This window comes from Catenulispora pinisilvae, from assembly GCF_015356865.1.
Classification (GTDB): Bacteria; Actinomycetota; Actinomycetes; order Streptomycetales; family Catenulisporaceae; genus Catenulispora; species Catenulispora pinisilvae.
The window spans coordinates 17,278-41,893 of record NZ_JAAFZA010000041.1 but is presented as its reverse complement, the minus strand read 5'-3'; the positions used below and the strand labels follow the sequence as shown (position 1 = coordinate 41,893).

The 24,616-nt window shown below is 70.3% G+C and carries 28 protein-coding genes and 1 pseudogene; 13 read left to right on the top strand and 16 right to left on the bottom strand.

Going from position 1 to position 24,616, the window contains the following annotated elements; translation table 11 throughout:
- Positions 1–71 precede the first annotated feature (71 nt).
- The 3 genes from IZR01_RS14140 to IZR01_RS14130 all read right to left on the bottom strand — a co-directional run bounded on the left by IZR01_RS14140 (position 72) and on the right by IZR01_RS14130 (position 3,670).
- Positions 72–278 (bottom strand): e9imm peptide, encoded by a 207-nt coding sequence (locus tag IZR01_RS14140; protein ID WP_194924088.1) that lies wholly within the window; start codon positions 276–278, stop codon positions 72–74.
- A 69-nt stretch (positions 279–347) separates the two neighbouring features.
- On the bottom strand, positions 348–770 hold the full coding sequence (locus IZR01_RS14135; protein WP_194900059.1) for a helix-turn-helix domain-containing protein: 423 nt from the start codon (positions 768–770) through the stop codon (positions 348–350).
- 1,925 nt (positions 771–2,695) lie between these two features.
- On the bottom strand, positions 2,696–3,670 hold the full coding sequence (locus tag IZR01_RS14130; RefSeq protein WP_194924075.1) for an alpha/beta fold hydrolase: 975 nt from the start codon (positions 3,668–3,670) through the stop codon (positions 2,696–2,698).
- Between the two features lie 54 nt (positions 3,671–3,724).
- Between IZR01_RS14130 and IZR01_RS14125 the strand changes: the two genes are divergently transcribed.
- Positions 3,725–4,327 (top strand): TetR/AcrR family transcriptional regulator, encoded by a 603-nt coding sequence (locus tag IZR01_RS14125; RefSeq protein WP_194893458.1) that lies wholly within the window; start codon positions 3,725–3,727, stop codon positions 4,325–4,327.
- Here the strand turns inward: IZR01_RS14125 and IZR01_RS14120 are convergent.
- Both IZR01_RS14120 and IZR01_RS14115 read right to left on the bottom strand, forming a co-directional pair.
- Positions 4,300–5,136: a PaaX family transcriptional regulator gene (locus IZR01_RS14120; RefSeq protein WP_228559422.1), complete on the bottom strand. Its 837-nt coding sequence runs from the start codon at positions 5,134–5,136 to the stop codon at positions 4,300–4,302. The genes IZR01_RS14125 and IZR01_RS14120 overlap by 28 nt on opposite strands.
- A gap of 40 nt (positions 5,137–5,176) precedes the next feature.
- The gene (locus IZR01_RS14115) at positions 5,177–6,931 is read right to left on the bottom strand and encodes an AMP-binding protein (protein ID WP_194924074.1); all 1,755 of its coding nucleotides are present in this window, start codon (positions 6,929–6,931) and stop codon (positions 5,177–5,179) included.
- 89 nt (positions 6,932–7,020) lie between these two features.
- Between IZR01_RS14115 and IZR01_RS14110 the strand changes: the two genes are divergently transcribed.
- Positions 7,021–8,196, top strand: a complete 1,176-nt coding sequence (locus IZR01_RS14110; protein ID WP_194924073.1) for an acyl-CoA dehydrogenase family protein — start codon at positions 7,021–7,023, stop codon at positions 8,194–8,196.
- A 31-nt stretch (positions 8,197–8,227) separates the two neighbouring features.
- On the opposite strand, the gene IZR01_RS14105 is transcribed toward IZR01_RS14110, so the two are convergent.
- A complete protein-coding gene (locus IZR01_RS14105) occupies positions 8,228–8,821 on the bottom strand; it encodes a hypothetical protein (protein ID WP_194893455.1) in 594 nt (197 codons plus the stop codon).
- Positions 8,822–8,984: 163 nt separating this feature from the next.
- Between IZR01_RS14105 and IZR01_RS14100 the strand changes: the two genes are divergently transcribed.
- Entirely contained in the window at positions 8,985–9,167 is a 183-nt protein-coding gene (locus IZR01_RS14100) for a DUF6191 domain-containing protein (RefSeq protein ID WP_228559419.1), read from the top strand.
- Here IZR01_RS14100 and IZR01_RS14095 read toward each other — a convergent pair.
- Entirely contained in the window at positions 9,127–9,654 is a 528-nt protein-coding gene (locus IZR01_RS14095; protein WP_194893454.1) for a ribonuclease FAU-1 family protein, read from the bottom strand. The genes IZR01_RS14100 and IZR01_RS14095 overlap by 41 nt on opposite strands.
- A gap of 150 nt (positions 9,655–9,804) precedes the next feature.
- On the opposite strand from IZR01_RS14095, the pseudogene IZR01_RS54205 reads away from it, so the two are divergent.
- From IZR01_RS54205 to IZR01_RS14080, 3 genes and pseudogenes are all read left to right on the top strand, one after another.
- Positions 9,805–10,494, top strand: a pseudogene (locus IZR01_RS54205) (lysophospholipid acyltransferase family protein); the annotation flags it as partial.
- Positions 10,495–10,963: 469 nt separating this feature from the next.
- On the top strand, positions 10,964–11,347 hold the full coding sequence (locus tag IZR01_RS14085) for a DUF6401 family natural product biosynthesis protein (protein ID WP_194893453.1): 384 nt from the start codon (positions 10,964–10,966) through the stop codon (positions 11,345–11,347).
- 92 nt (positions 11,348–11,439) lie between these two features.
- Positions 11,440–11,820 (top strand): VOC family protein, encoded by a 381-nt coding sequence (locus tag IZR01_RS14080; protein WP_228554352.1) that lies wholly within the window; start codon positions 11,440–11,442, stop codon positions 11,818–11,820.
- A 153-nt stretch (positions 11,821–11,973) separates the two neighbouring features.
- On the opposite strand, the gene IZR01_RS14075 is transcribed toward IZR01_RS14080, so the two are convergent.
- A complete protein-coding gene (locus tag IZR01_RS14075) occupies positions 11,974–12,789 on the bottom strand; it encodes a mechanosensitive ion channel family protein (RefSeq protein ID WP_194893452.1) in 816 nt (271 codons plus the stop codon).
- A 160-nt stretch (positions 12,790–12,949) separates the two neighbouring features.
- Positions 12,950–13,525 carry a TetR/AcrR family transcriptional regulator gene (locus IZR01_RS14070; RefSeq protein WP_323746252.1) on the bottom strand — a complete coding sequence of 192 codons (576 nt, stop codon included), beginning with the start codon at positions 13,523–13,525 and terminating at the stop codon, positions 12,950–12,952.
- 108 nt (positions 13,526–13,633) lie between these two features.
- Here IZR01_RS14070 and IZR01_RS14065 point away from each other — a divergent pair, with 108 nt between their 5' ends.
- Positions 13,634–14,416: an SDR family oxidoreductase gene (locus IZR01_RS14065; protein ID WP_194924085.1), complete on the top strand. Its 783-nt coding sequence runs from the start codon at positions 13,634–13,636 to the stop codon at positions 14,414–14,416.
- A 27-nt stretch (positions 14,417–14,443) separates the two neighbouring features.
- Here IZR01_RS14065 and IZR01_RS14060 read toward each other — a convergent pair whose 3' ends face one another.
- The 3 genes from IZR01_RS14060 to IZR01_RS14050 form a co-directional block, all read right to left on the bottom strand.
- The gene (locus IZR01_RS14060; protein WP_194893450.1) at positions 14,444–14,944 is read right to left on the bottom strand and encodes a GNAT family N-acetyltransferase; all 501 of its coding nucleotides are present in this window, start codon (positions 14,942–14,944) and stop codon (positions 14,444–14,446) included.
- 62 nt (positions 14,945–15,006) lie between these two features.
- Entirely contained in the window at positions 15,007–15,552 is a 546-nt protein-coding gene (locus IZR01_RS14055; RefSeq protein ID WP_194924072.1) for a putative immunity protein, read from the bottom strand.
- Positions 15,553–15,602: 50 nt separating this feature from the next.
- Positions 15,603–16,775 carry a trans-sulfuration enzyme family protein gene (locus IZR01_RS14050; RefSeq protein ID WP_194924071.1) on the bottom strand — a complete coding sequence of 391 codons (1,173 nt, stop codon included), beginning with the start codon at positions 16,773–16,775 and terminating at the stop codon, positions 15,603–15,605.
- Positions 16,776–16,837: 62 nt separating this feature from the next.
- Here IZR01_RS14050 and IZR01_RS14045 point away from each other — a divergent pair, with 62 nt between their 5' ends.
- The 3 genes from IZR01_RS14045 to IZR01_RS14035 all read left to right on the top strand — a co-directional run bounded on the left by IZR01_RS14045 (position 16,838) and on the right by IZR01_RS14035 (position 20,156).
- Entirely contained in the window at positions 16,838–17,473 is a 636-nt protein-coding gene (locus tag IZR01_RS14045; RefSeq protein ID WP_438939625.1) for an Lrp/AsnC family transcriptional regulator, read from the top strand.
- A 43-nt stretch (positions 17,474–17,516) separates the two neighbouring features.
- Positions 17,517–19,550, top strand: coding sequence for a M3 family metallopeptidase (locus tag IZR01_RS14040; RefSeq protein ID WP_194893446.1), 2,034 nt, complete (start codon positions 17,517–17,519; stop codon positions 19,548–19,550).
- Positions 19,551–19,619: 69 nt separating this feature from the next.
- Positions 19,620–20,156, top strand: a complete 537-nt coding sequence (locus tag IZR01_RS14035; RefSeq protein ID WP_194893445.1) for a hypothetical protein — start codon at positions 19,620–19,622, stop codon at positions 20,154–20,156.
- 37 nt (positions 20,157–20,193) lie between these two features.
- Here IZR01_RS14035 and IZR01_RS14030 read toward each other — a convergent pair whose 3' ends face one another.
- Positions 20,194–20,652: a GNAT family N-acetyltransferase gene (locus IZR01_RS14030; RefSeq protein ID WP_194893444.1), complete on the bottom strand. Its 459-nt coding sequence runs from the start codon at positions 20,650–20,652 to the stop codon at positions 20,194–20,196.
- A gap of 54 nt (positions 20,653–20,706) precedes the next feature.
- Between IZR01_RS14030 and IZR01_RS14025 the strand changes: the two genes are divergently transcribed.
- Together IZR01_RS14025 and IZR01_RS14020 are read left to right on the top strand one after the other, a co-directional pair.
- Positions 20,707–21,708, top strand: a complete 1,002-nt coding sequence (locus IZR01_RS14025) for an ADP-ribosylglycohydrolase family protein (protein WP_194893443.1) — start codon at positions 20,707–20,709, stop codon at positions 21,706–21,708.
- Positions 21,705–21,881 (top strand): hypothetical protein, encoded by a 177-nt coding sequence (locus IZR01_RS14020; protein WP_228559415.1) that lies wholly within the window; start codon positions 21,705–21,707, stop codon positions 21,879–21,881. The genes IZR01_RS14025 and IZR01_RS14020 overlap by 4 nt, the downstream gene beginning before the upstream one ends.
- Here the strand turns inward: IZR01_RS14020 and IZR01_RS14015 are convergent.
- Together IZR01_RS14015 and IZR01_RS14010 are read right to left on the bottom strand one after the other, a co-directional pair.
- Positions 21,869–22,297 (bottom strand): pyridoxamine 5'-phosphate oxidase family protein, encoded by a 429-nt coding sequence (locus tag IZR01_RS14015; RefSeq protein ID WP_194893441.1) that lies wholly within the window; start codon positions 22,295–22,297, stop codon positions 21,869–21,871. The two genes, IZR01_RS14020 and IZR01_RS14015, sit on opposite strands and share 13 nt — an antisense overlap.
- 80 nt (positions 22,298–22,377) lie before the next feature.
- On the bottom strand, positions 22,378–23,244 hold the full coding sequence (locus tag IZR01_RS14010) for an alpha/beta fold hydrolase (RefSeq protein WP_194893440.1): 867 nt from the start codon (positions 23,242–23,244) through the stop codon (positions 22,378–22,380).
- A gap of 59 nt (positions 23,245–23,303) precedes the next feature.
- Between IZR01_RS14010 and IZR01_RS14005 the strand changes: the two genes are divergently transcribed.
- Positions 23,304–23,822, top strand: a complete 519-nt coding sequence (locus tag IZR01_RS14005) for a methylated-DNA--[protein]-cysteine S-methyltransferase (protein ID WP_194893439.1) — start codon at positions 23,304–23,306, stop codon at positions 23,820–23,822.
- 68 nt (positions 23,823–23,890) lie between these two features.
- Here the strand turns inward: IZR01_RS14005 and IZR01_RS14000 are convergent, their stop codons facing one another.
- Positions 23,891–24,460 (bottom strand): GNAT family N-acetyltransferase, encoded by a 570-nt coding sequence (locus tag IZR01_RS14000; RefSeq protein WP_194924069.1) that lies wholly within the window; start codon positions 24,458–24,460, stop codon positions 23,891–23,893.
- Positions 24,461–24,616: the final 156 nt, after the last annotated feature.

Sequence of the window (24,616 nt, the reverse complement as noted above, 5' to 3'; positions counted from 1 at the left end):
GGGCGGGTTAGGTGCGCAGCTCGCTCGCAGCTCGCTCGGCAGCAAGTACGAGCTGCGCACGTAACCCCGGCTCACAACGCGATTGGACGGTAGGCCAACGCCTGGTCGACGACCTCTGGCGCGGTCGGTGCCGCGCCGGTGGGCCCGGTAGGCCCGGTAGGCCAGAAGATCAAATCGCTCAGGTAGCCGGAAGGGCATCCAAGAGCCCGGCCCAAGGCCTCCAGCAAGTCGCTGGCCTCGTCGTCGTCCTCATAATCGTCCGCATAGTCAGCGTCCATGACGCGCTGCACCAGTGCGACGGCCTCATCTCGCGTCACGAACCTCTCCCGTCAGACCGCACGCCCCGATCAGGCCGCCAGGGCCAGCGCCACCGGGCCGCTCGACCGGTACCGCGTCGCCAGGTCGCGGCGCGAGACCAAGTCCCGACGCGAGACCAGATCCTGGCGCACACCGAGCACCGCCGCCTCACGCCGCACCCGCAACTCCCCGGCCACCGATTCGGCCAGGCCGCCAAGCGTCGTCCCAAGCGCACCGGCAACCGCCGCGATCATCTCGCTCGACGGCTCCTTGAGGCCCCGCTCCACCTCCGACAGGTACTGCGGCGAGATCCCGGCGCGCGAAGCCGTCTCAGCCAGACTCTCCCGGTTACGCCGCCGCAGCTCACGCAGCTGGTCACCCAGCACCTCGCGCCACAGCGGCTCGGGCGTCGCCGGACGCGGTTCCGGGGCGTTGCAGCCGGGGATGAGCTGGCGTCTTGGAGCCTCAGTCATAGTTCGAGCGTACGGACAAGTGGCGGGCTCGGCCTCGCTTGTCTGCTGACAGCAGACAGCGCTGCACAGGATGGGTGCCTCGGGTTGCCGAGGCGCGGAGGCTCGCGGGCTGGGCGCGGTGCATAGCCTGGGCACAGCGCGCACGGCCTGGCGCAGCGCATAGCCTGGCTGCGGTGCTCGGGGTTCGGATCTTTTTTGGTGGTCTGGAGTCTGCGGGCCGGGTTGCGGTTGGTGTGTGGGTTTTAGAAGCTTTTTACGGCCTTCGGTCATGGTTGTGCCGGTTCGGGGTTCGGGGCGGCGAGTGTGCTTGTCGGCTGCCAGTTCCCGCGTTCACAACCCCGCCATGCCTCAGGCCTCTTCAACTCCGGCAAGTTGGAACCAGGGTCTAGATCAAGATCAAGAGCCCAAGCGAGATCAACAGCAAGAGCCCAAGCAAGATCAAGATCAAGATCAAGAGCTGTGATGAAGAGCCCGGCGCCTCCGGCGGGGGCTCTCGGCTCCCTCGGGGAACTGGCGCAATTCCATAGGGGGGCCGAGCCAGTCTCAGCGGCGGCGGTCCCTGAGGTGGCTACGGTCCGTTCCCCTCGCTCGCGTCGTCAGCCCCAAGGGGTACAGCGCCGAACCCCGGGAGTAAAGTCCGCGCCCTTGCGGTCAGGCGCGGAAGTGACGGCCGCGTACAGCGCGAACTTGACTCCCGAGAACCGGCACTGTAGGCAAAGCCCTGCCGACGCGACCGAGGGGAACGAACCGAAAACCGGCCGGAGAAGTACAAAACTGGTGGTGCGATACCGGCGACTCGACGAGCTCGGCCGCCGGTCCCGGTACTGGCAACGCGACAGTCCCGAGGGTGCGCACTCTGAGCTGGCGGGTGCGGCCCGCCCCGGCAGCCAAGGCTGATGCTGGCGATAAGCAAGGCCTGCCAGAGGAAGCCGGTAGTCGGCGGGCTGGCTGCTGCGAGCGCAGCCGGTCCGTTGCCGCATACCGGACCCGGGCACGCTGTCGACCAACTGACCACCGGCCCGCTGCCAGAACCTCACCGGCGGCCGCATCACCAGCCCGCGTCTACGGGCCCTTCGATTGCTATTCTTCCGGTCGGTTTTCGGTTCGTTCCCCTCGGTCGCGTCGGCAGGGCTTTGCCTACAGCGCCGGTGGCCGGGAGTCAAGTTCGCGCTATACAAACCGCAGCTTGCAACCCCGACCGCAACCGCGCGGACTTTACTCCCGGACACCGGTGCTGTACCCCTTGGGGCTGACGACGCGACCGAGGGGAACGAACCGCAACCACCTCACAAACCGCCGCCGCAGGGCCCTGACCCGGCCACCCTATGGAACCGCGCCAGTTCCCCGAGGGAGCCAAGAGCCCCCGCCGGAGGCGCCGGGCTCTTCATCACAGTTTTTGATCTTGATCTGGCTCTTGATCTGGCTCTTGATCTGGCTCTTGATCTTGCTGCTGATCTGGCTCTTAACCTGGCCCTTGCTCTGACTTGCCGGTGTCGAAGAGGCCTGAGGTGCGGCGGGGTCGTGAACGCGGGAACCGGCAGCCGACACTCAGACTCGCCGGCCCGAACCCCGAACCGGCACAACCATGACCGAAGGCCGTAAAAAGCATTTAAGACCCACACGCCAACCGCAGCCCGGCCCGTAAACCCCAGCATCCCCCAAAAGCATCCGAATCGCAGTGTCATGAGCGCTGGTCCGTGACCAACATGCCGACCAGGGGTCCGCAGCAACGAGCTGCGGACCGTCCGGCCGAGCAAGTCCAGCAGCAGGTGGCGAAGTGCGAAAGAATCGAGACCCGCCCACACGGCATCAGTATCCTGATCTGCCGACTCGGAGGCCGTGCGGAATGCGGCGACTTGCTGCCGGCTCGGATTCTGCGGGAGAAGTTCGGCGGCTTGGCCGTGTCGTCGAGCCGGAAGCGCCGGCTAACCGAGAGCGGCGAGTGGTGGGCCGGCGGCGCCCTGACCGTCGTCCTTCTGGTGACTTGGCTCTGTGCGGTCCTGGGGTGGTGGCCACTTGAGGATCCGGTCGGTGACCAACTCCGGCTCGTCGGTGGACAGCGCATGTCCGGTTCCGGGGATGACCTCGACGCGGGCCGCGGGAAGCAACCGGCCGATCCGCTCGGCCACCTGGTCCGAGTGGTGGATCGCGCTGCGTGCGGCGAGCAGGAACTGCGCTGGAGCCTGAACCGCTTGCAGGTCCTCGTCGGTGAGGACATCGGTCTTGGGAAGCCTGCGTCGGAAGCCCATCGAGGCGCGCATCAGGGTCATGAGATCGCTGTCCAGGATCGCGCTGTTGTGGACGGCGCGCGCCAGCCGTGGCCGCAGTGGGCTCGGCGCCAGCCCCGCCAGTCCGCCGAGGATCACCCACCGATAGAACCGCCACCCGACCTCGGCGAATCCCGCCGGGTCCACCAGCGTGAGGCCTGCGGCCCGTCCCGGGTGGTGGATCTGGTGCTTCAGGGCGATCCAGCCGCCGTAGGAGCATCCGACGATGTGCGCGTTCGTCACGCCGAGCCCGATCAGCAGCTCCTCCAGCCACGCCGCCGCGTCCCGGCCGTCCGCGATCGGCGCGGACTGCACGCTGCCGCCGGGTTCGCCGACCGTGTCGACCGCGTAGACGGTGTGCTCGCGGCTCAGCGCTTCGACATACCGGTGCCACATCAAAGCGTTCCCGCCGGAGGCCGGCAGCAGCACGATCGGGTCGCCGGACCCGGGGCCGGCGCCGGTGCCAGCTCCAGTTCTGGGTCCGGGTCCGGTGCGGACAACGCGCGTAGTGCCGAACCGGGTCGGCACGTCGAGCATCGTCCGGGACGCCGGCCACAGCTTGGCGAGAAGCTGCTCGTACCCGACGTGGAAGCGGTCGGCGGCCTCGGCGTTCTTGAACTCGCTGACTGTCATGATACATGTGTATCACGACATGATACGGGTGTACCACGAGAGGGGGATCACGCCATGGCCGCGCGGGTCGACCACGAGGAACGCAGAACACAGATCGCCGAGGCGCTGCTCCGGATCGCGGACACACAGGGGCTGCAATCGGCGAGCATGCGCGCGGTCGCGGCCGAGGCCGGCGTGTCCCTGCGCCTGGTGCAGTACTACTTCACGACCAAGGAAGCCCTGCTGCTGGACGCTCTGGCGCGGCTCCAAAGCCAGCTCCAGGGCCGCATGAACGCCTGGATCGCCGCCGCCGGCGCCCCGCCCACGCCGCGTTCAGTGGTCACCGCGATCCTGTCGTGCATCGTCCCCACCGACGCCGAGAGCAGCCGGATCGCCAGAACCTACAACGGCTACTACACGCTCGTCCTGAACGATCCGGACGTCCTGGAGAAGCACGGCGCGGCCCAGCCCGCCGTCCTCGAAGGCTTCCTCGCCAGACAGATCCGGGCGGCGCAGCAAACCGGAGAGGTGGCCGCGGACAAAGACCCGGAGCTGATCACCGCCGGACTGCTGGCCATGGTCAACGGCCTCGGTTCCAGCGTGTTGGGCGGTCAGCGAAGCGGCGAGGACGCCCTGGCGATCCTGCGGTATTACCTGGACACCACGCTCTTCACATAGCTCAGCCCACGGCCCCGCAACCGATCATGCAGCCCGAAGAAGATGTCAGCAGCCTGCGTCCCCCGCCAGTCGTCCGGCAGCAGTTCCGGCGGCAGCCCGGGATCGCGGTAGGGCATGCGGCGCCAGGCGTCCAGCGCGAGCAGGTAGGTCGCGAACGCGTCGGCGTCGTCCGCCGCGTCGGCCTCTGTCGTCAGGAACTGCGCCGAGAACTCCGCGTACCCGGCCTGCACCGCGCCGAGGTCCCACCAGCGCGCCGCCGAGTCCCGGAGGTCGGCGTAGGCGAGGTAGTCGGCGTGGAAGAGGTCGACGTACTCCGCGAGTTCCAGACGCTCCAGTGTGTGGCGTGCCTCCTCGGCGAGGTGCGAGGGGGCGATCCAGACGCCGGGTGCGGTGGTGCCGAAGCCGAGGCGCGAGAGGCGGGAGCGGAGGAGGTGGCGCCGGTGGCGTTCGGTCTCCGGCACCGAGAAGACCGCCAGGACCCAGCCGTCGGACAGCTGCACGTCCTGCCGCAGGTAGATGCGCCGGTCGCCGTCCGCCAGGATCTCCTCGGCCTCCGGCGACAGTGAGTAGCCGGCGACGCCGTCGGCCTGCCGGGCCTGGAGGAAGCCGCGCTGCTTCTGGCGCGATACCGCGGAGCGCACGGCCGGGGCGTCCACGCCGAGCCGGCCCAGCAGCGTCACCAGGTCCGCGACGGCGATCCAGCCGCCGAGTTCGCGGCCGTAGGCGCCGAAGAAGGACACGATCAGTGAACGCGGCGTCGGCGCCTTCATGGCGCCGGAGTCGGCCGCGGGCCCTTCGGTCTTCGACATGGCGCTCACCTCGGCAAGATACCGTGCTGCCCGGCGTGGTTCAGAGCAGGTCTCGGAGCTTGAACCGCTGGAGCTTGCCGGTGTTGGTCCGGGGCAGCGCGTCCACGATGTGCACGGAGCGCGGGTACTTGTAGGGCGCGATCCGCGCCTTGACGAACTCCTGCAGATCCTTGACGGCCGCCTCCCCGGTCGGCGCCTCGGGCCGCAGCACCACGAACGCCGTCACCAGCTGCCCGCGGTCCGGATCCGGCGTGCCGATGACGCCGGCTTCCAGCACCGAGGGGTGCCGCAGCAGCGCGTTCTCCACCTCCGGGCCGGCGATGTTGTAGCCGGAGGAGATGATCATGTCGTCGGAGCGCGCCTGGTACCAGAAGTAGCCGTCCTGGTCGCGGATGTAGGTGTCGCCGGTGTAGTTCCAGCCGTCGCGCACATACGTGGTCTGCCGCTCGTCGGCCAGGTAGCGGCAGCCGACCGGGCCGCGGACGGCCAGCAGGCCGGGTTCGCCGTCCGGGACCGGGTGGCCGGCGGCGTCCAGGATCGCGGCCTCCCAGCCGGGGACCGGGCGGCCGGTGGAGCCGGGGCGGATGTCGTCGTCGGCGGCCGAGATGAAGATGTGCAGCAGTTCGGTGGCGCCGATGCCGTCGATGATCTTGATGCCGGTCGCGGTGTGCCAGGCCCGCCAGGTCTCCGCCGGCATCGCCTCGCCCGCCGACACGCAGCGGCGCAGCGTGCGCAGGCGGGGATCCAGGCGCGGATCCGGGTGGGGGTCGCCGCCGTCCGTGTCCGGCTTGAGCATCGTGAGCATGGCCCGGTAGGCGGTCGGCGCCGTGAACAGCACGCTGACACCGTGCTTGGCGACCGCGCCGAGCAGCGCTTCGGGGCTGCCCCGCTCCAGCAGCACCGTCGCGGCCCCGACCCGCAGCGGGAAGATGACCAGCCCGCCGAGACCGAAGGTGAAGCCCAGGGGCGGGCTGCCGGCGAAGACGTCGTCGGGCTCGGCTTTGAGGACGTGCTTGGCGAAGGTGTCGGCGATCGCCAGCACGTCGCGGTGGAAGTGCAGGCAGCCCTTGGGGCGGCCGGTGGTGCCGGAGGTGAAGGCGATCATCGCGACGTCGTCCTGCGAGGTCTGCACCGCCTCGAACTTGCGGTCCCCGACACGGTCCCCAACACGGTCTCCGACACGGTCGCAGCGCGCGACCAGATCGTCGGGTCCGCTCCCGCCGAAGGTGACGACGCGCATCCCTGCGACGCCGGCCTTATCAGCCTCCTGATCGCAGCCCGGTGCACACAGCGCCACGCTCGCCTGCGCGATCCCGGCGACGGTCGCGATCTCCTCGCTGCGCAGCAACGGGACCACCGTCACCACCACCGCGCCGGCCTTGAGCACCCCGAACCAGCACGCCACCGTCCACGGACTGTTCGGCCCGCACAGCAGCACCCGGTTGCCCGGCACCACCCCGAGCTCGGAAGTCAGAACCCTCGCGATCTGATCGCTACGCCGGTCCAGGTCGCCATATGTCCAGGTCCCGGCCCCGGTGCCGGCTCCGGTGTCAGCCCTGGGGTCAGCCCCGGTGTCAGCCCCGGCCGGCTTCCCGCTCTCGCCGATCAGGCATACGCGGTCGGGACCGAACTCGGCGATCGCGGTGTCGAGCAGGTGCGCGGCGCAGTTCAGCCGCTCGGGGTAGCGCAGATCGCCCAGGCCGCCCAGGTCGAAGCGCAGCTCGGGCCACCGGTCCGCGGCGGGCAGACGGTCGCGGGCGAAGGTGTCGACGTGCGCTGACGGGAGCAGGTCCATCGGGTCCTCCGGGACTCCGTGGTGCTGGCTTGTGCTGGCAAGCGTACGACTTCTGTGACGGCAGTCAAGATTTTGTTACATTGACACGTATGGAATCCGGCACCCAGTTCCGCCTGACCCCGGCCCAGTCAGCTTTCTGCGCCGAGGTCCGCACCCTCGCCGAGACCGACCTGGCCGCGCTGGCCGCCGCCGGCGCCCCCGGGCACGTCAACCGCCCCCTGCTCGCCGCCATGGGCCGGCACGGCCTGCTGGCGCGGCTCTTCCCCGGCGGCCCGGACGGCCGCGCCGAGGCCGCGGCGCTGGACCTGTGCCTGCTGCGGGAATCGCTGGCGCAGGTCTCGACCGAGGCCGAGACCGCCCTGGCGCTGCAAGGCCTCGGCACCTATCCCGTCGTGCAGAACGGCACCGAAGAACAGATCGCACGCTGGCTGCCGAAGGTGGTGGCCGGCGAAGCGGTCGCGGCGTTCGCGCTGTCCGAACCGGGCAGCGGCTCGGACGCGGCCTCGCTGTCGCTGGCCGCGACGCCGGCCATGACCACGACCCCGACCGCCGACGGCTCCGCTGAGGGCTGGACGCTGAGCGGCGAGAAGATCTGGATCTCCAACGCCCCCGAAGCCGACTTCTACAGCGTCTTCGCCCGCACCACCCCGGACGCCGGCGCGCGCGGCGTCACGGCGTTCCTGGTCCCCGCCGACCGCCCCGGCCTGGGCGGCGAGCACCTGGACATGATCTCCCCGCACCCGATCGGCCGCGTCACCTTCGACCGCGTCCCGGTCACCCGCGCGGACCTGCTCGGCGAGGTCGACCAGGGCTTCCGCGTCGCCATGCGCACCCTGGACCTGTTCCGCCCCAGCGTCGGCGCCTTCGCCGTCGGCATGGCACAGGCCGCCCTCAACGCCTCTGTCACCCACGCCGGCCAGCGCGAGGCCTTCGGCGGCGTCCTGAAGGATCTCCAGGCCGTCTCCCACTCCCTCGCCGAGATGGCGACCCGCATCGAGGCGGCCCGGCTGCTCGTCTACAGCGCCGCCGAGGCCTACGACAGCGGCGAGAAGCACATCGCCGGCCGCTCCGCGATGGCGAAGCTGTTCGCGACGGAGACGGCGCAGTTCGTCGTCGACGCGGCGGTGCAGATCCACGGCGCCGCCGCGCTCCAGCACGGGCACCTGCTGGAGCACCTGTATCGCGAGGTGCGCGCGCCGCGGATCTACGAGGGGGCATCCGAGGTGCAGCGGACGATCATCGGACGGGAGTTGTATCGGGGGTAGGGCGGGCTGGTCACAGTTGGAAACAGCATCATCAGCATCCCCGCTCACTGACTCGCAACTGCCGCTGGCACTCGTCGAGCAGATCAGGGTACGTCTTCCCGATCGCCTCCAGCGCGCGCCGGCGCAGCCACTTCTCGGCGGCGGCCCGGCCGACCCGGCCGAACATGCCCTCGATCATCGCGTCGAAGCGGGTGAGCTGGTAGCGCAGGTAGTTGACCTTCCAGCGGTTCAGGGTATTGCTGTCGGGTCGGGCGGCGTCGATCGAGTTCCGGGGTTCGCGGTGCCGGACCGCGCGCTCGGCCAGGACGTCGGGGGCCAGCTTGGGGATCGTCACCTCGTCGGCGGCCATCAGCCGGAGCATCTCCCGGCGGCGGCGGTCGGCCGCCGCTTTGGCCACCGCCGATCTTCGGCGGGCCAGGTCGCGGCGTTGGGTGAATTTCGTGGTGCGCTCGGCCGCCTGGACCCGGGCGAGGGCGAACAGCAGGACCGGGGCCGCGTGCCGGAAGCGTGGGACGAACTCGGTGCGGTCGGGGCGACCCAGGAAGTCGCGGATCATCGCCGGGGTCCAGCCGCGGGCGGCGAGCTGGGTGGCGTTCAGGTAGCTGGTGGTGGTGCGTGGTGCCATAGTGGCGCCCCCTTTCTCCTGTCCCCTCAGGATTGCGAAGACACCAGGATGATTCGGGGCGATCGGGGGATCAAGTCAGAGAACGGATAATTCACCCAGTCGGCCGCAGGACACGGCGTGTCCAGGCATGGAACACCCGGGGTGTTTTGATCGTTACCCCATCATGAGCGTTTTCTTCGACATGTTCGTCCCGAACCGGCGCTTCATCGAGGAGGAGCAGAACCGGCTCGAATGGACCCGTGAGGAGGAGGGCGAGGGCGAACCGCACCGCGGTCCGATCGACCTGGACAGCGGCACGGTGACCATCAAGCCAACAGCTCCGCGAAGCCCCCGCGATGAGCCATAGCCGCGAGCTCGTCCAGCGCCGCCTCGGCCCGCGCGGCGGTCTCCGGCTCACGCTCCCGAAGGCCGCTGTCCTCGAACTCGTCCTCGTCCAGCCGGAGGATCCGGGTGTGGTCGGCGGACAGCCACAGGTCCAGGTCCAGGTCGGCGACCTCCAGCCGCGGGCCTTCCGGGGCGTCGGGGAAAGCTGTCGCCGGGCGCGCGACATCGCAGTACCAGCCCTTGAGCTCACCGGCCGCGGTGCGGACCTCCTTGATCGAGTACCAGCGGCTGCGCCAGTAGTGCTCGGTCCACAGGTCTCCGGGCTCGAACCGGGCGAAGACCTCGCCGGCCAGCACCATGTCACGGGGCTCGTCGCCGAACCACGGCGCGACGACCGCGAGGTGTTCCCCGTCGTCGGACCGGACCACGGCCGGATACTCCACGTCGGGCCGCGGCGCCTTCAGCAGCCGGACCGTGACCTTGCTGCCGGGCTTCAGCGGAATGTTCATTACGCTCACGTTTCCCCTTCTAGCAGATACCGGATCCCCCGGGCCGAGGTGCGTCTCGAGCTCCGAGGAGTGGCGGTAACTTACGGCAGAGTAGGTTAGGGTCCTCCTGTGGCCGAACGCGAATACGTTTATCCCCCGGTGATCCGGGCCATGAAGGTTGCTTTCCGAGCGCTCGACCTGAAGGTCGAAGTCCGCGGAGCCGACCGGATCCCGCGCTCCGGCGGGGCGGTGTTGGCCAGCAACCACATCAGCTACCTGGACTTCATCTTCGCCGGGGCGGCCGCACTGCCGGCCCGCCGCCGAGTGCGGTTCATGGCCAAGAAGGAGGTCTTCGACAACCGGATCTCCGGCCCCCTGATGCGGGGCATGCGGCACATCCCGGTGGACCGCGAGGCCGGTCTGTCGTCGTATCGGCAGGCGCTGGAGTGCCTGAAGTCCGGCGAGATCGTCGGCGTGTTCGGCGAGGCCACGATCAGCCGCTCGTTCATGATCAAGGATCTGAAGAACGGCGCGGTGCGGATGGCCCAGGCCACCGACGTCCCGCTGATCCCGGTGGTGCTGTGGGGCACGCAGCGGATCTGGACCAAGGGCCGGCCGAAGAAGCTGTTGCAGCGGCACGTGCCGATCACCGTGCTGGTCGGCGAGCCGATGTATCCGAAGAAGGGCCAGAACTCCGCCGAGCTGAGCGCCGAGCTGCACAAGCGGCTGAGCGCGCTGCTCGACGAGGCGCAGTCCACCTACCCGGACAAGCCGGCCGGCCCGGCGGACTCCTGGTGGCTGCCCGCGCACCTCGGCGGCACCGCGCCGACGCTGGAGGAGGCGGCCGAGTTGGACGCCCGCGACAAGGCCGATAAGGCTGACAGCACTGCGAAGGCCGAGGATCCGGCGAAGTCCGAGAACGCCGCGAAGCCTGAGAGCGCCGCGAAGTCCGAGCAGGACAAGGACGACAAGCCCGCGACTGCCACCGCCGCCTCTGCCCCGACCACTGCCTCCGCCACGGCCGCTCCCGCGACCACCGCAGCCACGGCTACTCCGGCCCCTTCGGCCGCCCCGGCTACTACGGAGACCGGTGGCGACAAGGAGCCGGACCCGGAGCCGGCCGACGCGCCCGACAAGGCCCCGGCGACCGCGGCCGCGACTGTGACCACGGCCGCGGCCAAGGAATCGGCCGAGGGCCCGGCCGAAAACAGCTGAAACCGGCCCATCAGGTGCCGGCGGAACCGGTCATTCCGGCTACCGTCGGCACCTGTCCCGTCACCCAGTAAAGTTCCCTTTGACGCGCCATGACCTGGCACTTTACCGTCAATGCATGGACTTCCCGCCGCATGACGACGCGCCGCCGCTGGCGTCCCCGCTGGCCGGTGTCGTGGCCGCGTTCATGCCGCGCATGGCTGAGTTCGCCTTCGAACCCGGTCTGCTCGCCGCGATCGACCAACACGCGGCGGCGGTCTGCGACACCCTGAGCTGCGAACCGCTCGAACCGCTAGCACCGAATGAAGCGCTCGAAGTGCTCGAAGCGCGGATTCCGGTGCAGCGCACCGTCGGCCGCGAGGAGCTGACCGACTACGTGTTGGGCTTCAACGACGTGCTGGCCGAGAAGGGCTGGGAGGAGCCGGTCGGCTACGACTTCGCGACCCTGCGCCTGACCGCCATCTGCTGGCTGGTGCGCGAGCAGGACCTGTTGGCGTTCTGAATCCGACGGCGTGCCCGACTGCGTGCCGACGGTGCCCGAAACGCCCGGCGTGCCCCCTAGCCGAGCGCCGGTCCGATCAGACAGGATCAAGCATGCGATCCCGACGTGCAGGAATGTGGTGGGGCACAGCGATCGAGGCCCCGGACCCGGCCGGTCTGGCCCGGTTCTACTCCGAGCTGCTGGACTGGCCGATCGGCCACGAGGAGCCCGGCACGGCGATCGTCGCCGCCGCGCCTGAAGGCCCGTACTTCGTCTTCCAGCAGGCCGACGGCTTCCGCCCGCCGACGTGGCCGCCGGTCGAGGGCGAACAGCGGCCGATGCTGCACTTCGACTTCCAGGTCGGGGACCTGGACGAAGCGGTCGCCGAGGCCGTCGCGCTGGGCGCCGTGCTCGCCGAAGACCAGCCGCGGGAGAACGTGCGGGTGCTCTTCGACCCGGCGGGCCATCCGTTCTGCCTCTGCTGCGACGACTGAGAGCCGCCGACCGGCAACCCGGTAGCCGGGCAACGGGGTAAGCAGGCAACCGGTAGGCGAAATGGCAAGAAGCGAAACGGAGGGCGCGGGCCCCGAAACCGGAACCCGCGCCCTCCCGTCACTCACCAGCACACCAGCGCGCCGGCACCGACCTCACACCGCCGTGCCGGCCCCGGCCTCGCCGCCGTAGGGCCCGGACCGCTGCGTGTCCGTGGCCGGCTGCCCGGCCTGCGCGTCGGAGCGGCCCTTCTGGTAGGCCAGCGCGTTCTGCTGCACCGACCCCGAGACCCGCGTGGTCTCCTGCTCGGCCTTGGTCAGCATGCGCTCCCAGCGGGATCGCATCGGCTGGATCAGGCCACCGCCGATACCGACGATCGCGATGCCGGCCAGCGAGAACAGGACCGCGTTCAGGATCGGGCCCAGGACGAAGGTGGCGACGCCGATCTGGGCCAGCGCCGCGATGGCGCCGAAGAAGGCGATGAAGCCCCACGCCACCCAGCCCAGCGCCTTGCCGTAGGAGGCGGCGGACAGGATGTTGGAGATGAACTCCTTGGCGACGTTCGCCAGCCACATCGCGACGACGACGATCACCAGGGCCACGATCGCCTTGGGGATCCAGGCCACCACGCTGTGGATCATGGTACTGATCGGGTTGTCGCCGAAGACACCCAACGCCAACTGCAGGAACACCAGCAGCAGACCGTAGTAGACGACCTTCACCAGGATCGCGGTGGTGTCCCACTTGGACCCGGACAGGAACCGGCCCGCCCCGGCCTTCTCGGCCATCCGCTCCACGCCGATCTTGCGGAGCACGGCGTCCAGCACCTTGGCGATCGCCTTGCAGATCAGCCAGCCGACGAACATGATCACGGCGAACGCGATCAGCTTCGGGATGATCCTGGTCACCGAGGTCCAGGCGTTTGTGATGCCCGAGCCCCAGTCGACCGATATTGCGAGTCTCGGTCCCATGCGGGTTCCTCCATCGATGCGGTGACGGGGCAGATCCCCACATCGTTGGTAACACCCGTATTCCGGCGTCGCACTTCAGGAGGCTGGTGCTGGTACTCCGGTCAGGTGGCGGGACCGCCCAGCCGAACATTTGCGCTATCGCTGGAAGGTATGAACGCCGTTAAGAGTTCTGCGACGCGCCGATCCCGTGCAGCAGCGTGTCGATGACCCGGGTGGCCAGGGCGTCGATCGCGGCGTCGCCCTCCGGGGCTTCGAGGGCGGCCTCGTGGATGAGGGCGTAGTAGACGCGGCGCAGCCAGTCCAGGTCGGCGTTCGTCGGGATCTCGCCGGCGTCCTGTAGTCGGACGAACAGGCGCTCGCACTGGGCCCGCACGTCGTCGTGCACCCGCGCCACTTCGGGGGCGTCGCTGGGCAGGGCGCCCATGGCGAAGCCCCAGCCGATCTTCACGCGGAGGACGTTCACCGTGGCCTGATACAGGGCGACGGTCGGCGGCGCGGTGTCCGGCCGGGCGGCTTCCACGGCCTCGTGGAAGCGCTGGGCCGCCCAAGCGCCGAGCGCCGAGATCAGCGCCTCGCGCGAGGCGAAGCGGCGGTGGACGGTCGTCCGTGCGACCCCGGCCGCCTCGGCGATCTGCTCCATCGGCGCCGCCGGGTTCGCGGACAGGACGCGCTCGGCGGCTTCGAGGATCGCTCGGACCGTTCGCTCGGTGTCGGCGCGTAGCGGCTTTGGGTTCACCCCTGCATGATACGCCAGTGCCGCATCTCGTCGATGACTTGCAACATGAATGACGCAAGTTATAGCTTTAACGCATCAGAGATGATGCTTCTAGCACCGGAGAACGCCATGGACCTGCACCTGAACGGCAAGACCGCCCTGGTCACCGGAGCGAGCCGGGGAATCGGACTGGCCATCGTCCGTTCCCTCACCGCCGAAGGGGTGCGGGTCGCGGCCGCCGCCCGCACCATCACCCCGGAGCTGACGGCGACCGGCGCGACCCCGATCACCGCGGACCTGTCCGCCCCCGACGCCGCCGACCGGCTGGTCGCCGCGGCCGGGGCCGAACTCGGCGGCATCGACATCCTGGTCAACAACGTCGGCGGCGGCGACGGCGGCCTGAACGGCGGCCTCCTCGACCTCACCGACGCGCAATGGGCCCAGGTCATAGACCTGAACTTCCTGGCCACGGTCCGTGTCACCCGCGCCGCGATGCCCGCCCTGGAAGCCGCCCGCGGCGCGGTCGTCAACGTGTCGTCGGTCAGCGCCCGCGTCCCGCACAGCGGCCCCATTCCCTACTCGGCGGCCAAGGCGGCGCTCACCGCGTTCGGAAAGGCACTGGCCGAGGAGTTCGGGCCGCGCGGCGTGCGGGTGAACACCGTCTCGCCGGGCCCGGTGCGCACCGCGATGTGGGAGAGCCCGAGCGGCTACGGCGCCGGGCTGGCCGGGGCGATGGGGGTCCCGCACGCCGACCTGCTGGCCGGGCTGCCGGCCGCGACCGGCATGCTCATCGGCCGGATGGTTGAGCCCGCCGAGGTCGCGACGCTCGTCACCTACCTCGTATCGCCGCTGGCCGCCGCGACCACCGGCGCCGATCACCTCATCGACGGCGGCCAGGTCAAAACCGCCTAGCGACCGCCCGCAGCGGCGCCCCGAGCGCTAATCGACGAGCGGGCTCCGCCGCTCCAGCAGCACCACGTCCCGCCACACCCCGGCGGCGCTCCTGCCGATCCGCTCCTGGCGTCCGAGCACGCGGAAGCCGTGGCGCTCGTGGAGGGCCAGGCTGGCGGTGTTCTCCGGGAAGATCCCGGCGTTGATGGTCCACACCCCGGCCGCCTCGGTGGAGGTGATCAGCGTACTGAGTAGGCGGTTGCCGAAGCCGCGGCCGCGTGCTTCGGGGGCGACATAGACGGACAGGGAGACGACGCCGGTGTAGCAGGGACGCTTCGAGACGGCGGAGACGACGATGAAGCCCAGGACCTTCGCCTCTGGTGTCGTTGCCGCGAAGCGGTGGCCGGGGAGCTTTTCGGCGTCGAAGACGTCCCAGGTCGGGGCTGCCGTCTCGAAGGTGGCGTCGCCCTCGTCGATGCCCTGCTGGTAGATGCGCAGGACGTCCTCGGCGTGGGCGGCCGTCAGCGGGACGATGGCTGTCTCGGACATGATCGCCAGGGTAGGGCTGAGTGGTTTCCCCGGTGTTTCGGCGACTATCAGCGCGGTCTGAATCAGTCGTCGAAGACGTTCCAGCAGATCGGGCTGCGCAGCCGCTGATCGTCCAGGACCAGCGCGCGGAGCTCGGCGGGGATCCGCTCCCGCTGCCAGTCGCGCTCCGCCAAGCGTGCCGACTCCGCTTCGTCGGCTGCGGCTGCGGCTGCGGCAACTGCGGCGGCCGCGGCAGCCGCGGCAGCCGCGCGGATCCCGTACGCCGCGGCCCCGAGGTCGTGCGCCGCGACGTGCGCGACGGCCACCGCCTGTCCGGCTGCCAGGGCGGCGAACTTCGCCGGGTCCGGTCGGCCCTTGGCGGCGGCGTTGGCCACGAAGGCGGTGTTGTGCGCGTCGGTCATGCGTACCTCGCCGCGGATCCAGGCGCGGCCGACGGCGATGGCGTCCCGGGGCCGGGAGTCGTCCGGCTGGTCCTGTTCGAACAGGGGCAGCACGTGTTCGGCGCATCGCGCTGCCCACTCGGCGAGCAGGCGGTGGTGCTCGTCCGTCAACGTTCCGCCGCGCCGGATCGTGATCAGTCGGGGGTCGCGCTCGGGAGGCAGGATCATGGCTTCATCTTCGCGCTCCGGGGACGCACTGCGCCTACCAACCCCTGCGCCTATGAACGCAGTGCCCGCTCCAAATCCGCGTACAGATCCTCCGGATCCTCCAGTCCCACCGAGATCCGCAGCACCGAGGCGTGCGGCTTGGCGGCGGCGGCGACCGGCCGGTGGGTCAGCGAGGCCGGGTGCTGGATCAGGGTGTCGACGCCGCCGAGCGAGACGGCGTGGGTGATCAGGCGGACCGAGTCCGCGACCCGGGCTGCCGCCTCGTAGCCGCCCCGCACCTCCATCGCGAAGACGGCACCGGGGCCGGTCATCTGGCGGCCGAGGAGGTGCTGCGGGTCGCAGTCCGGCAGGCCCGGGTAGTAGACGCGCCCGACCGCCGGGTTGGCCAGCACGCGGTCGACCAGCTTCTGCGCGTTCTGCGACTGGTGCCGGACGCGGAGCGGGAGCGTCTGGAGGCCGCGGTGCAGCAGGTAGGAGGACAGCGGGTGCAGCACCGAGCCGGTGATGGCGCGGATCGGCCGCAGCCGGCCGGCCCACTCCTCGGTGGTGGCGACCGCGCCGGCCAGGACGTCGCCGTGGCCGCCGAGATACTTGGTGGCGCTGTGCACGACCAAGGTGGCGCCGAAGTCGGCCGGCCGTTGCAGGACCGGGGTGGCGAAGGTGTTGTCGACCAGCAGCGGGACCTCGCCGCACTGCTCGGCGACGCGCGCCAGGTCCAGCAGTTCCAGCGTCGGGTTCCCCGGGGTCTCCAGGATCACCAGCCCGGTGTCCGGGCGCCGGGCGGCGGCGATGCCGTCGGCGGCGGCCCAGGTCACCTCGGTGCCGAGCAGGCCGCTGGCGAGCAGGTGGTCGCTGCCGCCGTAGAGCGGGCGGACGGCGACGACGTGCCGCTTGCCCTCGGCGGCCACGGCCAGCAGGCAGGCGGTGATCGCGGCCATGCCGGAGGCGAACGCGACGGCGGCCTGCGTGTTCTCCATCCGCGCCAGCGCTTCTTCGAACCGCGCGGTCGTCGGGTTCCACAGCCGCTGGTAGACATTGCTGCCGCCGCTGATCGGGGTGCCGCCGCCGGCCAGCGTCTCGTAGCTGTCGCCGCCCAGGCCGACGCTCGGCAGCGGGTTGGTGGTCGACAGGTCGATCGGCGGGACGTGGACGCCGAGGGCGTTCAGGTCGTCCCGGCCGGCGTGGACGGCGATGGTGTCGGGCAGTGCGGAAGCGGGCAGCATGCGGTCATTGTCGAAGATACATCGGTGAGATGGAAAGTATTGCGAAGAAGATTCTGTCCCTCATGACTGATCCATTGAAATATTCGTCAGCGCCGACGATACTGGCCGCCATGCCGAACGATGTGCGAGCCCCGAGGCCGGTCCTGGACGACACCGACCGCGCGATCCTGGCCGTGCTGTCCGCCGACGCCCGCACGCCGAACAACGCGATCGCCGAAGCCGTGGGGATCGCGCCCTCGACGTGCCTGGCGCGGATCCGGACGCTGCGCGAGCGCGGCGTGATCCGCGGGTTCCACGCCGACATCGACCCGGCGGCGCTGGGGCGCGGGCTCCAGGCGATGATCGCGGTGCGGCTGCGGGCGCACACGCGGGAGCGGGTGAAGGAGTTCATCCGGGACGTGCCGGGGCTGCCGGACGTGGTCGGGGTGTGGCACGTCGCCGGGGCCGACGATTATCTGCTGCACATCGCCGTCGCCGACTCCGACGCGCTGCGGGACTTCGTCCTGGAGCACCTGACGACGCACCCGGCGGTCGGCCACACCGAGACCAGTCTGATCTTCGGGCATCTGCGCGGGGCGGTCGGCGCGGTCGCCCCGAGCGGACCGGCCGCCTCGAACAGCCCGGCCACCTCAAGTGGCCCGGCCGGTTCGGCGGGTCCGAGCGGCCCGGCGGGCGCCGGAGCAGCGGTAACCGACTAAACCGCTGCACGCCCACTACCGATCGGCGGCTAGAGTCGAAGGCGTGACGACTGAGAACCCGTTCTTCCCCGACAGCACGCTGCCCTACGAATTGCCGCCGTTCGCCGACATCCGCCTGGAGCACTACGCGCCGGCGTTCGACGCCGGCTTCACCGAGCACCTGGCCGAGATCAAGGCGATCGCCGAGAATCCGGAGCCGGCGACGTTCGAGAACACGATCGTCGCCATGGAACGGGCCGGCACGCTGCTGAACCGGGTCGCGCTGGTGTTCTTCGCGCAGACCTCCTCCGACACCTCCGAGGCCCTGCAGGCGCTGGAGCAGGACATCAACCCGCGCTGGGCCGCGCACATGGACGCGATCAACCTGGACGCGGCGCTGTTCGCGCGGATCGACGACCTGCACGAGCGGCGCGGACAGCTGGGTCTCGGCGAGGTCGAGCAGCGGCTCCTGGAGAAGCACCACCTGAACTTCGTGCGCGGCGGGGCGAAGCTCTCGCCGGCCGACAAGGACCGCTTCAAGCAGCTCAACGAGCAGCTGGCGGCGCTGTCCACGGACTTCGACCGGAACCTGCTGGCCGCGAACAAGGCCGGACAGCAGGTCTTCGACTCGGCCGAGCAGCTGGCCGGGATGTCGGCGGACGCGGTCGCGGCGGCGAAGGAGAACGGCGAGGCGGTCGGGCTGCCCGGCAAGTACGTCATCTCGCTGAAGAACTTCTCGAACCAGACACAGCTGGCCGTGCTGGACGACCGCGAGGCCCGACACCGGCTGCTGACCGCGTCGCTGGAGCGGGCCTGGGAGACCAACGGCCCGATCGCCGTGCAGATGGCCGAGCTCCGGGCCGAGCGCGCCGCGATGCTCGGCTTCGGCTCCTACTCCGAGTACGCGGTGCAGGACCGCACGGCCAAGACCACCGCGGCCGTCGAGGACCTGATGACCCGGCTGATCCCGGCGGCCGTGGCGAACGCCGCCAAGGAGGCCGAGGCGCTGCGGGCGCATCTGCCGGCCGGGCAGAGCCTTGAGGCCTGGGACTGGACGTACTACTCGGAGAAGGTGCGCCTGGCCGAGTACGACGTCGACTCCGAGGCCCTGCGGCCGTATCTGGAGCTGGACAGCGTGCTGGTCAACGGCGTCTTCCACGCCGCGGAGCTGGTCTACGGCATCACCTTCGAGGCCCGGCCGGACCTGGTCGCCTACCACCCGGACGTCCGGGTCTGGGAGGTGTTCGACGCCGACGGCACCGGCATCGGCCTGTTCCTCGGCGACTTCTACGCCCGCGGCTCCAAGCGCGGCGGCGCCTGGATGACCAACTACGTGGACCAGTCCCGCCTGCTCGGCCAGGCCCCGGTGGTGGTCAACAACCTGAACGTGGCCAAGCCCCCGGCGGGCGAGCCCACCCTGCTGACCTGGGACGAGGTCCGCACCCTGTTCCACGAGTTCGGCCACACCCTGCACGGCCTGTTCTCCGACGTGGAGTACCCGACCTTCTCCGGCACCAACACCCCGCGCGACTTCGTCGAGTACCCCTCGCAGGTCAACGAGATGTGGGCGGAATGGCCGGACGTCCTGGCCACCTACGCCAAGCACTACCGCACCGGCGAGCCGGTCCCGGCCGACCTGCTGGAGCGCATGGCCGAGGCCGAGAAGTTCGGCCAGGGCTTCGCCACCGTGGAGATCCTCTGCGCGGTGATGCTGGACTGGGCCTGGCACACCCTGCCGGCCGGCACCGACCCCGGCGACCCCAAGGAGTTCGAGGCCGCCGCCCTCAAGCGCTACGGCCTGCTGGTCCCGGAGATCCCCTCCCGCTACCGCAGCAGCTATTTCTCGCACATCTGGGGCAACGACTACTGCGCGGGCTACTACTCGTACTTGTGGAGCGAGGTCCTGGACAAGGACACGGTCGACTGGTTCAAGGAGGGCGTGGCGCAGGGCCGGTCCGTCCGCGAGAGCGGCGAGGCTTTCCGGCGCGCGGTGCTTTCGCGTGGCGGGAGCGTGGACCTGATGGCCGCGTTCGCCGAGTTCCGGGGGCGCGCGCCTGAGGTGCGGGCCATGCTGCGGGCCCGGGGGCTCGCCGACTGAGGACCGGTCCTCAATACACGTAGTTACCCTCTGCCGCACGGCACGTTGGCGCGGCAGAGGGGGTTCCCCGTGGAAGAACGCAAGATCTCGAAACCTGACCTGGTCATCGCGGTGACCGGCCTGCTCGCCTTCTTCTCGATGTTCCTGCCCTGGTGGCAGGCCTACTACGACATCTCGTACGACAACGTCAACAACACGAAGTGGCAGGACTCAGTCAACGGCTGGAATATGTCGTCGGGGAGCGGGAACGTGGACAAGATCGTCACCGGGCCGCTCGTCTGGATCCCGATGCTGGCACTGACGGTGCTCGGCCTCTACGCGCTGGCCCGCGTTGCCGCCGCACCGCGAGGGCTGCCAGACAGGAACCTCTACAAGGTGGCCTCGGTCGTCGGAGTCCTGACCGTGGTGCTGGTGGCGTGGCGCTGGCACACCTACTACTTTCCGCCGATGCCCGACAATGCCTCCGCCTTCATCTCCGCGGGCGTGGACTATGGCACGTTCATCGGTCTGGGCTGCGGCTTCGTCGTCGCGGTCGTCAGCCTTCTGGCGCTCACCCCGATCGTGGATCTGACACCGGCTCAGCAGCCCTCGGAGGAAGAGGACTAGGACTAGGACTTGGGCCGCGCCGGGTGCGAAACGCGCATCAGCCCAGCTTCAACTTGAACCCGACGTGCGTGGGCGCGAACCCCAGCCGCTCGTAGAACCGGTGCGCGTCGGGCCGCTCGGCGTTCGACGTCAGCTGCACCTGGCGGCAGCCGGCCCGGCGCGCCTCCTCGATGGCCCAGCGCATCATCTGGGTGCCCAGGCCGCTGCCGCGCTCGGTGGCCGCGACGCGGACGGCCTCGATCATGGCGCGCTTCAATCCCTGCTGGGCCACGCCCGGGATGATGCTCAGCTGGAAGGTGCCGACGGTCTCGCCGTCCCGCTCGGCGACGATCAGGCGCTGGTTCGGGTCGGCCTGGACCTCGGCGAACGCCGCCTGGTAGGGCGCCAGGTCCGCGGCGTCCTCGCGGGTCGAGCCCAGCTTGTCGTCGGCGAGCAGGGCGACGATCGCGGGCAGGTCGGCGCCGGTGGCGTCGCGCATGATCAAGGAATCGGTCATAGCTCGGCACTGTAGCTGGCAGACTTGCGGCAGCGGCCAACGGGAGGGGATCACATGTCGGCCACCGGTTCGATGTTCGGGCTCGCGTTCGGGGACTGCATGGGCAAGCCCACGGAGTTCCAACGCTTCGAGGAGATCGTGCAGTTGTATGGCCCGGCGGGGCCGTCGGACCTGTCGCGGGGCGGCTATGTCACCGACGACACGCAGATGGCGCTGGCGGTCGCCGACGCGCTGCTGGAGCAGCCCGCCGCCCTGCCGATCGAGCCCTTCACCGGCTCGGTGATCAAGCACTTCCTGGCCTGGGCGATCTCCCCGGACAACAACCGCGCGCCGGGCATGACCTGCCTGCGCGCCTGCGGCAACCTGGCGGACGGCCAGCCCTGGCCGCAGGCGACGCAGCGCGGCTCGAAGGGGTGCGGGGCGAACATGCGCGTCACGCCGATCGGCCTGGTCCCGCAGCTGCCGGAGCCGACCGTCGCCGGGGCGTCGCAGCTCCAGGCGGCCCTGACCCACGGCCACGCGACCGCGCTCGCCGCCTCGGACCTGACCGCGTTCGCGACCCGCTGGCTGCTGGCCGGGACGGCACCGACGGACCTGGTCCCGGCGCTGCGGGAACGCTGCCGGGAGCAGCGCCACGTCTACCACGGCGACTGGCTCGGGGACGACCTGTGGCGCATCCCGCACCGCGACTCCCCCGAGGAATTCATCGAGTACGGCTGGGACGAGTGCGCGGCGGTCCTGGACCGGCTCGCGGAAGCGGCGAAGCAGCCCGATCCGGCCGCGGACCCGTGCCTGGCCACCGGCGAGGGCTGGATCGCCGAGGAGGCGCTGGCGACCGCGCTTCTCTGCTTCCTGATGTACCCGGACGAGCCGGTCCGCGCCCTGGGCCGGGCGGCGGCGACCGGCGGCGACTCGGACTCGATCGCCGCGCTGGCCGGGGCGTTCCTGGGGGCGCGGCACGGCATCGAGGCGTTCCCGGCCGACTGGCCGGAGCGCATCGAGTACCGGGACCGCCTGGCACGCGCCGGCGCCGCATGGGACGCCGGCCGATCGTGAACCGCACGGTGTTCGAGGTCTGGCGCCAGGACGACAACGGCAACCGCTATCTGTTGTCCACCCACGCCGATCGCGCGGCGGCCGAGGCCGTGGTGGCCGAGATGGAGTCCGGCGTGCAGCACAAGCAGCTGTACTCCGTCGTGGAGCGGCCCGCGCCCGGTCAGCCCACGTAGACCTTCGTCGGCTCGATCACCAGCCCGGCCGTGAACAGCTCGCCGAAGTTCTCGGGCGTGTCGAACATGGCGCCCATCCGCTCCACGTACTTGGCGAGGAACGCGGGGTGCTCGTGCGCCCGCGGCAGGCTGGGGTCGTGCCGCGCCACACCCTCCAGCCGCACGATGTTGCGGCCGATGTCGGTGACGTCGAGCCCGAGGCTCACCTTCGGGTTGGCCGCGATATTGGCCAGCTTCGCCTTGTTGGCCCGGCTGTAGACGACGATCGTGCCGTCCTCCCGGGCCAGGAACCACACCGGAACGGTGACCGGCTGCCCGTCCGGCCGCACGGTGGTCAGCCAGACCATCAGGTTGCTGTTCAGCCGGGCCAGGACGCGCTGCCGGTCGGTCTCGGAGAGGTGATCCAGAAGTTCCATGGCGTAGTTCTATCCGGAAGATCGCCGATGCGCCGCTTATTCGGGGTGGGCCGAATCCTCAGCCCCGTCCGCGTGCGGATTCAGCCGGCCTTCTGCGCGTTCGCGACAATCGTGTCCACATACGTCTGCCACAGCGCCTCGGGCAGGTCGTGCCCGGCCCCGGGGATGATCAGCGGCGTGACGCCGAGCGCGGCGGCGGTCGCCTTCCCGCCGCTGACGTCGACCAGCTTGTCCGAGTCACCGTGGATGACCGCCGCCGGCACGGTGACCGCGCCCAACGCCGCGGTACGGTCCGGCGAGGCGACGATGCAGGCGATCTGCCGCCCGGTGCCCTCGGGGGTGTAGGAGCGGTCGTAGGCCTCGCCGATGCGGGCCCGCAGTTCCTCGGTGGGCATCGGATACGCCGGGGAGCCGACGGTCTCGAACATCTTCTGCCCGCGGTCGACCGCCTCGTCCCGGTTGGCGGCCGCCGGGCTCAGCAGCAGCATGATGACCTCGGGCGCGGGCTGGCCGACGTCGGGCGCGCCGGTGGTGGACATGATCGAGCACAGCGAGCGGACCCGCGGCGCGTGGTCGATCGCGAACTGCTGCGCGATCATGCCGCCCATCGACAGGCCGACGATGTGCGCGCTGTCGATGCCCAGCACGTCCAGCAGCCCGCCGACGTCGGAGGCGAGATCGGACATCAGGTAGGGGACGCCGGAGGTGTCGCCGGCCAGCAGGTCCCCGAAGCCGGGGACCGGGGCGTCCACGATCGTGGACAGCCCGCAGTCGCGGTTGTCGAACCGGATGACGTGGTACCCGGCGTCCGCGATGGCCTGGCAGAACGGCAGCGGCCACGCGGTCATCTGGGTCCCCAGCCCCATGATCAGCACCAGCGGCGGGGCGGCCGGGTCTCCGAAGGTGTCGTACTCGAGCTCGACGCCGTTCGCCGGGGCCTTGGGCATTGCCGTCCTCCTGGGGGTTCGCACGGCGGGTTGTCGGCCCCGCTTGGCACAATGGAATCATGCAGACCGCGTTGCTGGACACCCCGATCGGAACCCTCAACATCGGGGCCACCGCCCGCGGCCTGCGCCTGGTCCAGTTCCCCCGGGAGCACGAGCGCGACCAGCCCTTCGCCGCCGGGGACCAGGGCGCCAAGCCCGACCGCATCGCGCAGGCCCAGCTCGACGAGGCGGTGCTCCAGCTGACGGAGTACTTCGGCGGCACCCGCACCCGGTTCGACATCGCGCTGGACTGGTACGGCGTGAACGGCCTGCGGCTGACCGTGCTCAAGCTGCTGGCCGAGGTGCCCTTCGGCGGCACGGTGACCTACGGCGACCTGGCGAAGGACTCCGGCGCCGGGGTCACGGCCTCGCAGGCGGTCGGCGGGATCATGGGGAGCAACCCGCTGCCGATCGTCGTGCCGTGCCACCGGGTGCTGGCCGCCGACGGCCTGGGCGGGTTCGGCGGCGGATTGCGGACCAAGGAGTGGCTGCTGGCCTGGGAAGGCGTCATGCCCCCGGCGCTGGACTGGGAGGACTAGCTTTACAAGCTGCACAACTGGCCGGGAAAGTCCGAAGTCAGCTGCTCAGCGCCCCGAAGTCAGCCCCCTCAGCGCCCCGGCACCGGATCGGTGGCGAGCCGGCCGTGCAGGTGCTCGGAGTGCCGCTTGCCGTCGCCGTAGACGTAGGAGCTGCGCGTCGTGCCCTCCAGCAGGAAGCCGCATTTCTCGGCGACCCGGCACGACCCCACGTTCTCCACAGCGTGCATCAGCTGCAAGCGCACCAGCCCGAGCGCGCCGAAGGCCCAGTCGCTGACCGTCCCCACCGCCAGGCTCGCGACGCCCCTGCCACGGGCCCAGGGCGCGGTGCGGTAGCCGAGTTCGCCGTAGGAGTGGTGCAGGTCGATCTTGTGCAGCGACACCAGCCCGAGCAGCCGGCCCTCGGTCGCCTCGTAGACCCCGAACAGCGCGCTGCGGCCACCGTCCCAATCCGCGTACTTCTCGGCCCAGGCCCGGGCAGTCTCCTCGTCGGCACCGGAGGCCAGGCCGTTCCACAGCGCGATATCCGGGTCGCGGGACATCTCCATCATGTCGGGGACGTCGCGCAGCGAGGGCGGACGCAGCTGGTAGCGACCGGCGACGATCTCGGTCGGTTCCACGACACGATCAAGTATCTCCATGCCGCGTATTGTGCCGGACTCCGGTGAACACCTCGCCGGAGGTGTGGGCCGCCGCGGGCCACGCGCACACGGTGTTCGCGATCACGTTCGCGGAGTTGGTGCGGGTGACCGGCGGCGACGTCGTGGACGTGAACTGACGGCTCGGCGTCGGCTGAG

Coding starts and splice junctions, on each gene's coding strand:
- IZR01_RS14015 (WP_194893441.1), bottom strand. CDS start 22,297: ATGGAACTTCTGGATCACCTCTCCGAGACCGACCGGCAGCGCGTCCTG.
- IZR01_RS14120 (WP_228559422.1), bottom strand. CDS start 5,136: ATGTCGAAGACCGAAGGGCCCGCGGCCGACTCCGGCGCCATGAAGGCG.
- IZR01_RS14025 (WP_194893443.1), top strand. CDS start 20,707: ATGTCGGCCACCGGTTCGATGTTCGGGCTCGCGTTCGGGGACTGCATG.
- IZR01_RS14110 (WP_194924073.1), top strand. CDS start 7,021: ATGGAATCCGGCACCCAGTTCCGCCTGACCCCGGCCCAGTCAGCTTTC.
- IZR01_RS14005 (WP_194893439.1), top strand. CDS start 23,304: ATGCAGACCGCGTTGCTGGACACCCCGATCGGAACCCTCAACATCGGG.
- IZR01_RS14140 (WP_194924088.1), bottom strand. CDS start 278: ATGGACGCTGACTATGCGGACGATTATGAGGACGACGACGAGGCCAGC.
- IZR01_RS14095 (WP_194893454.1), bottom strand. CDS start 9,654: ATGAACATTCCGCTGAAGCCCGGCAGCAAGGTCACGGTCCGGCTGCTG.
- IZR01_RS14055 (WP_194924072.1), bottom strand. CDS start 15,552: ATGATCCTGCCTCCCGAGCGCGACCCCCGACTGATCACGATCCGGCGC.
- IZR01_RS14085 (WP_194893453.1), top strand. CDS start 10,964: ATGGACTTCCCGCCGCATGACGACGCGCCGCCGCTGGCGTCCCCGCTG.
- IZR01_RS14135 (WP_194900059.1), bottom strand. CDS start 770: ATGACTGAGGCTCCAAGACGCCAGCTCATCCCCGGCTGCAACGCCCCG.
- IZR01_RS14080 (WP_228554352.1), top strand. CDS start 11,440: ATGCGATCCCGACGTGCAGGAATGTGGTGGGGCACAGCGATCGAGGCC.
- IZR01_RS14000 (WP_194924069.1), bottom strand. CDS start 24,460: ATGGAGATACTTGATCGTGTCGTGGAACCGACCGAGATCGTCGCCGGT.
- IZR01_RS14125 (WP_194893458.1), top strand. CDS start 3,725: ATGGCCGCGCGGGTCGACCACGAGGAACGCAGAACACAGATCGCCGAG.
- IZR01_RS14130 (WP_194924075.1), bottom strand. CDS start 3,670: ATGACAGTCAGCGAGTTCAAGAACGCCGAGGCCGCCGACCGCTTCCAC.
- IZR01_RS14115 (WP_194924074.1), bottom strand. CDS start 6,931: ATGGACCTGCTCCCGTCAGCGCACGTCGACACCTTCGCCCGCGACCGT.
- IZR01_RS14075 (WP_194893452.1), bottom strand. CDS start 12,789: ATGGGACCGAGACTCGCAATATCGGTCGACTGGGGCTCGGGCATCACA.
- IZR01_RS14045 (WP_438939625.1), top strand. CDS start 16,838: ATGACTGATCCATTGAAATATTCGTCAGCGCCGACGATACTGGCCGCC.
- IZR01_RS14065 (WP_194924085.1), top strand. CDS start 13,634: ATGGACCTGCACCTGAACGGCAAGACCGCCCTGGTCACCGGAGCGAGC.
- IZR01_RS14010 (WP_194893440.1), bottom strand. CDS start 23,244: ATGCCCAAGGCCCCGGCGAACGGCGTCGAGCTCGAGTACGACACCTTC.
- IZR01_RS14060 (WP_194893450.1), bottom strand. CDS start 14,944: ATGTCCGAGACAGCCATCGTCCCGCTGACGGCCGCCCACGCCGAGGAC.
- IZR01_RS14030 (WP_194893444.1), bottom strand. CDS start 20,652: ATGACCGATTCCTTGATCATGCGCGACGCCACCGGCGCCGACCTGCCC.
- IZR01_RS14050 (WP_194924071.1), bottom strand. CDS start 16,775: ATGCTGCCCGCTTCCGCACTGCCCGACACCATCGCCGTCCACGCCGGC.
- IZR01_RS14100 (WP_228559419.1), top strand. CDS start 8,985: ATGAGCGTTTTCTTCGACATGTTCGTCCCGAACCGGCGCTTCATCGAG.
- IZR01_RS14105 (WP_194893455.1), bottom strand. CDS start 8,821: ATGGCACCACGCACCACCACCAGCTACCTGAACGCCACCCAGCTCGCC.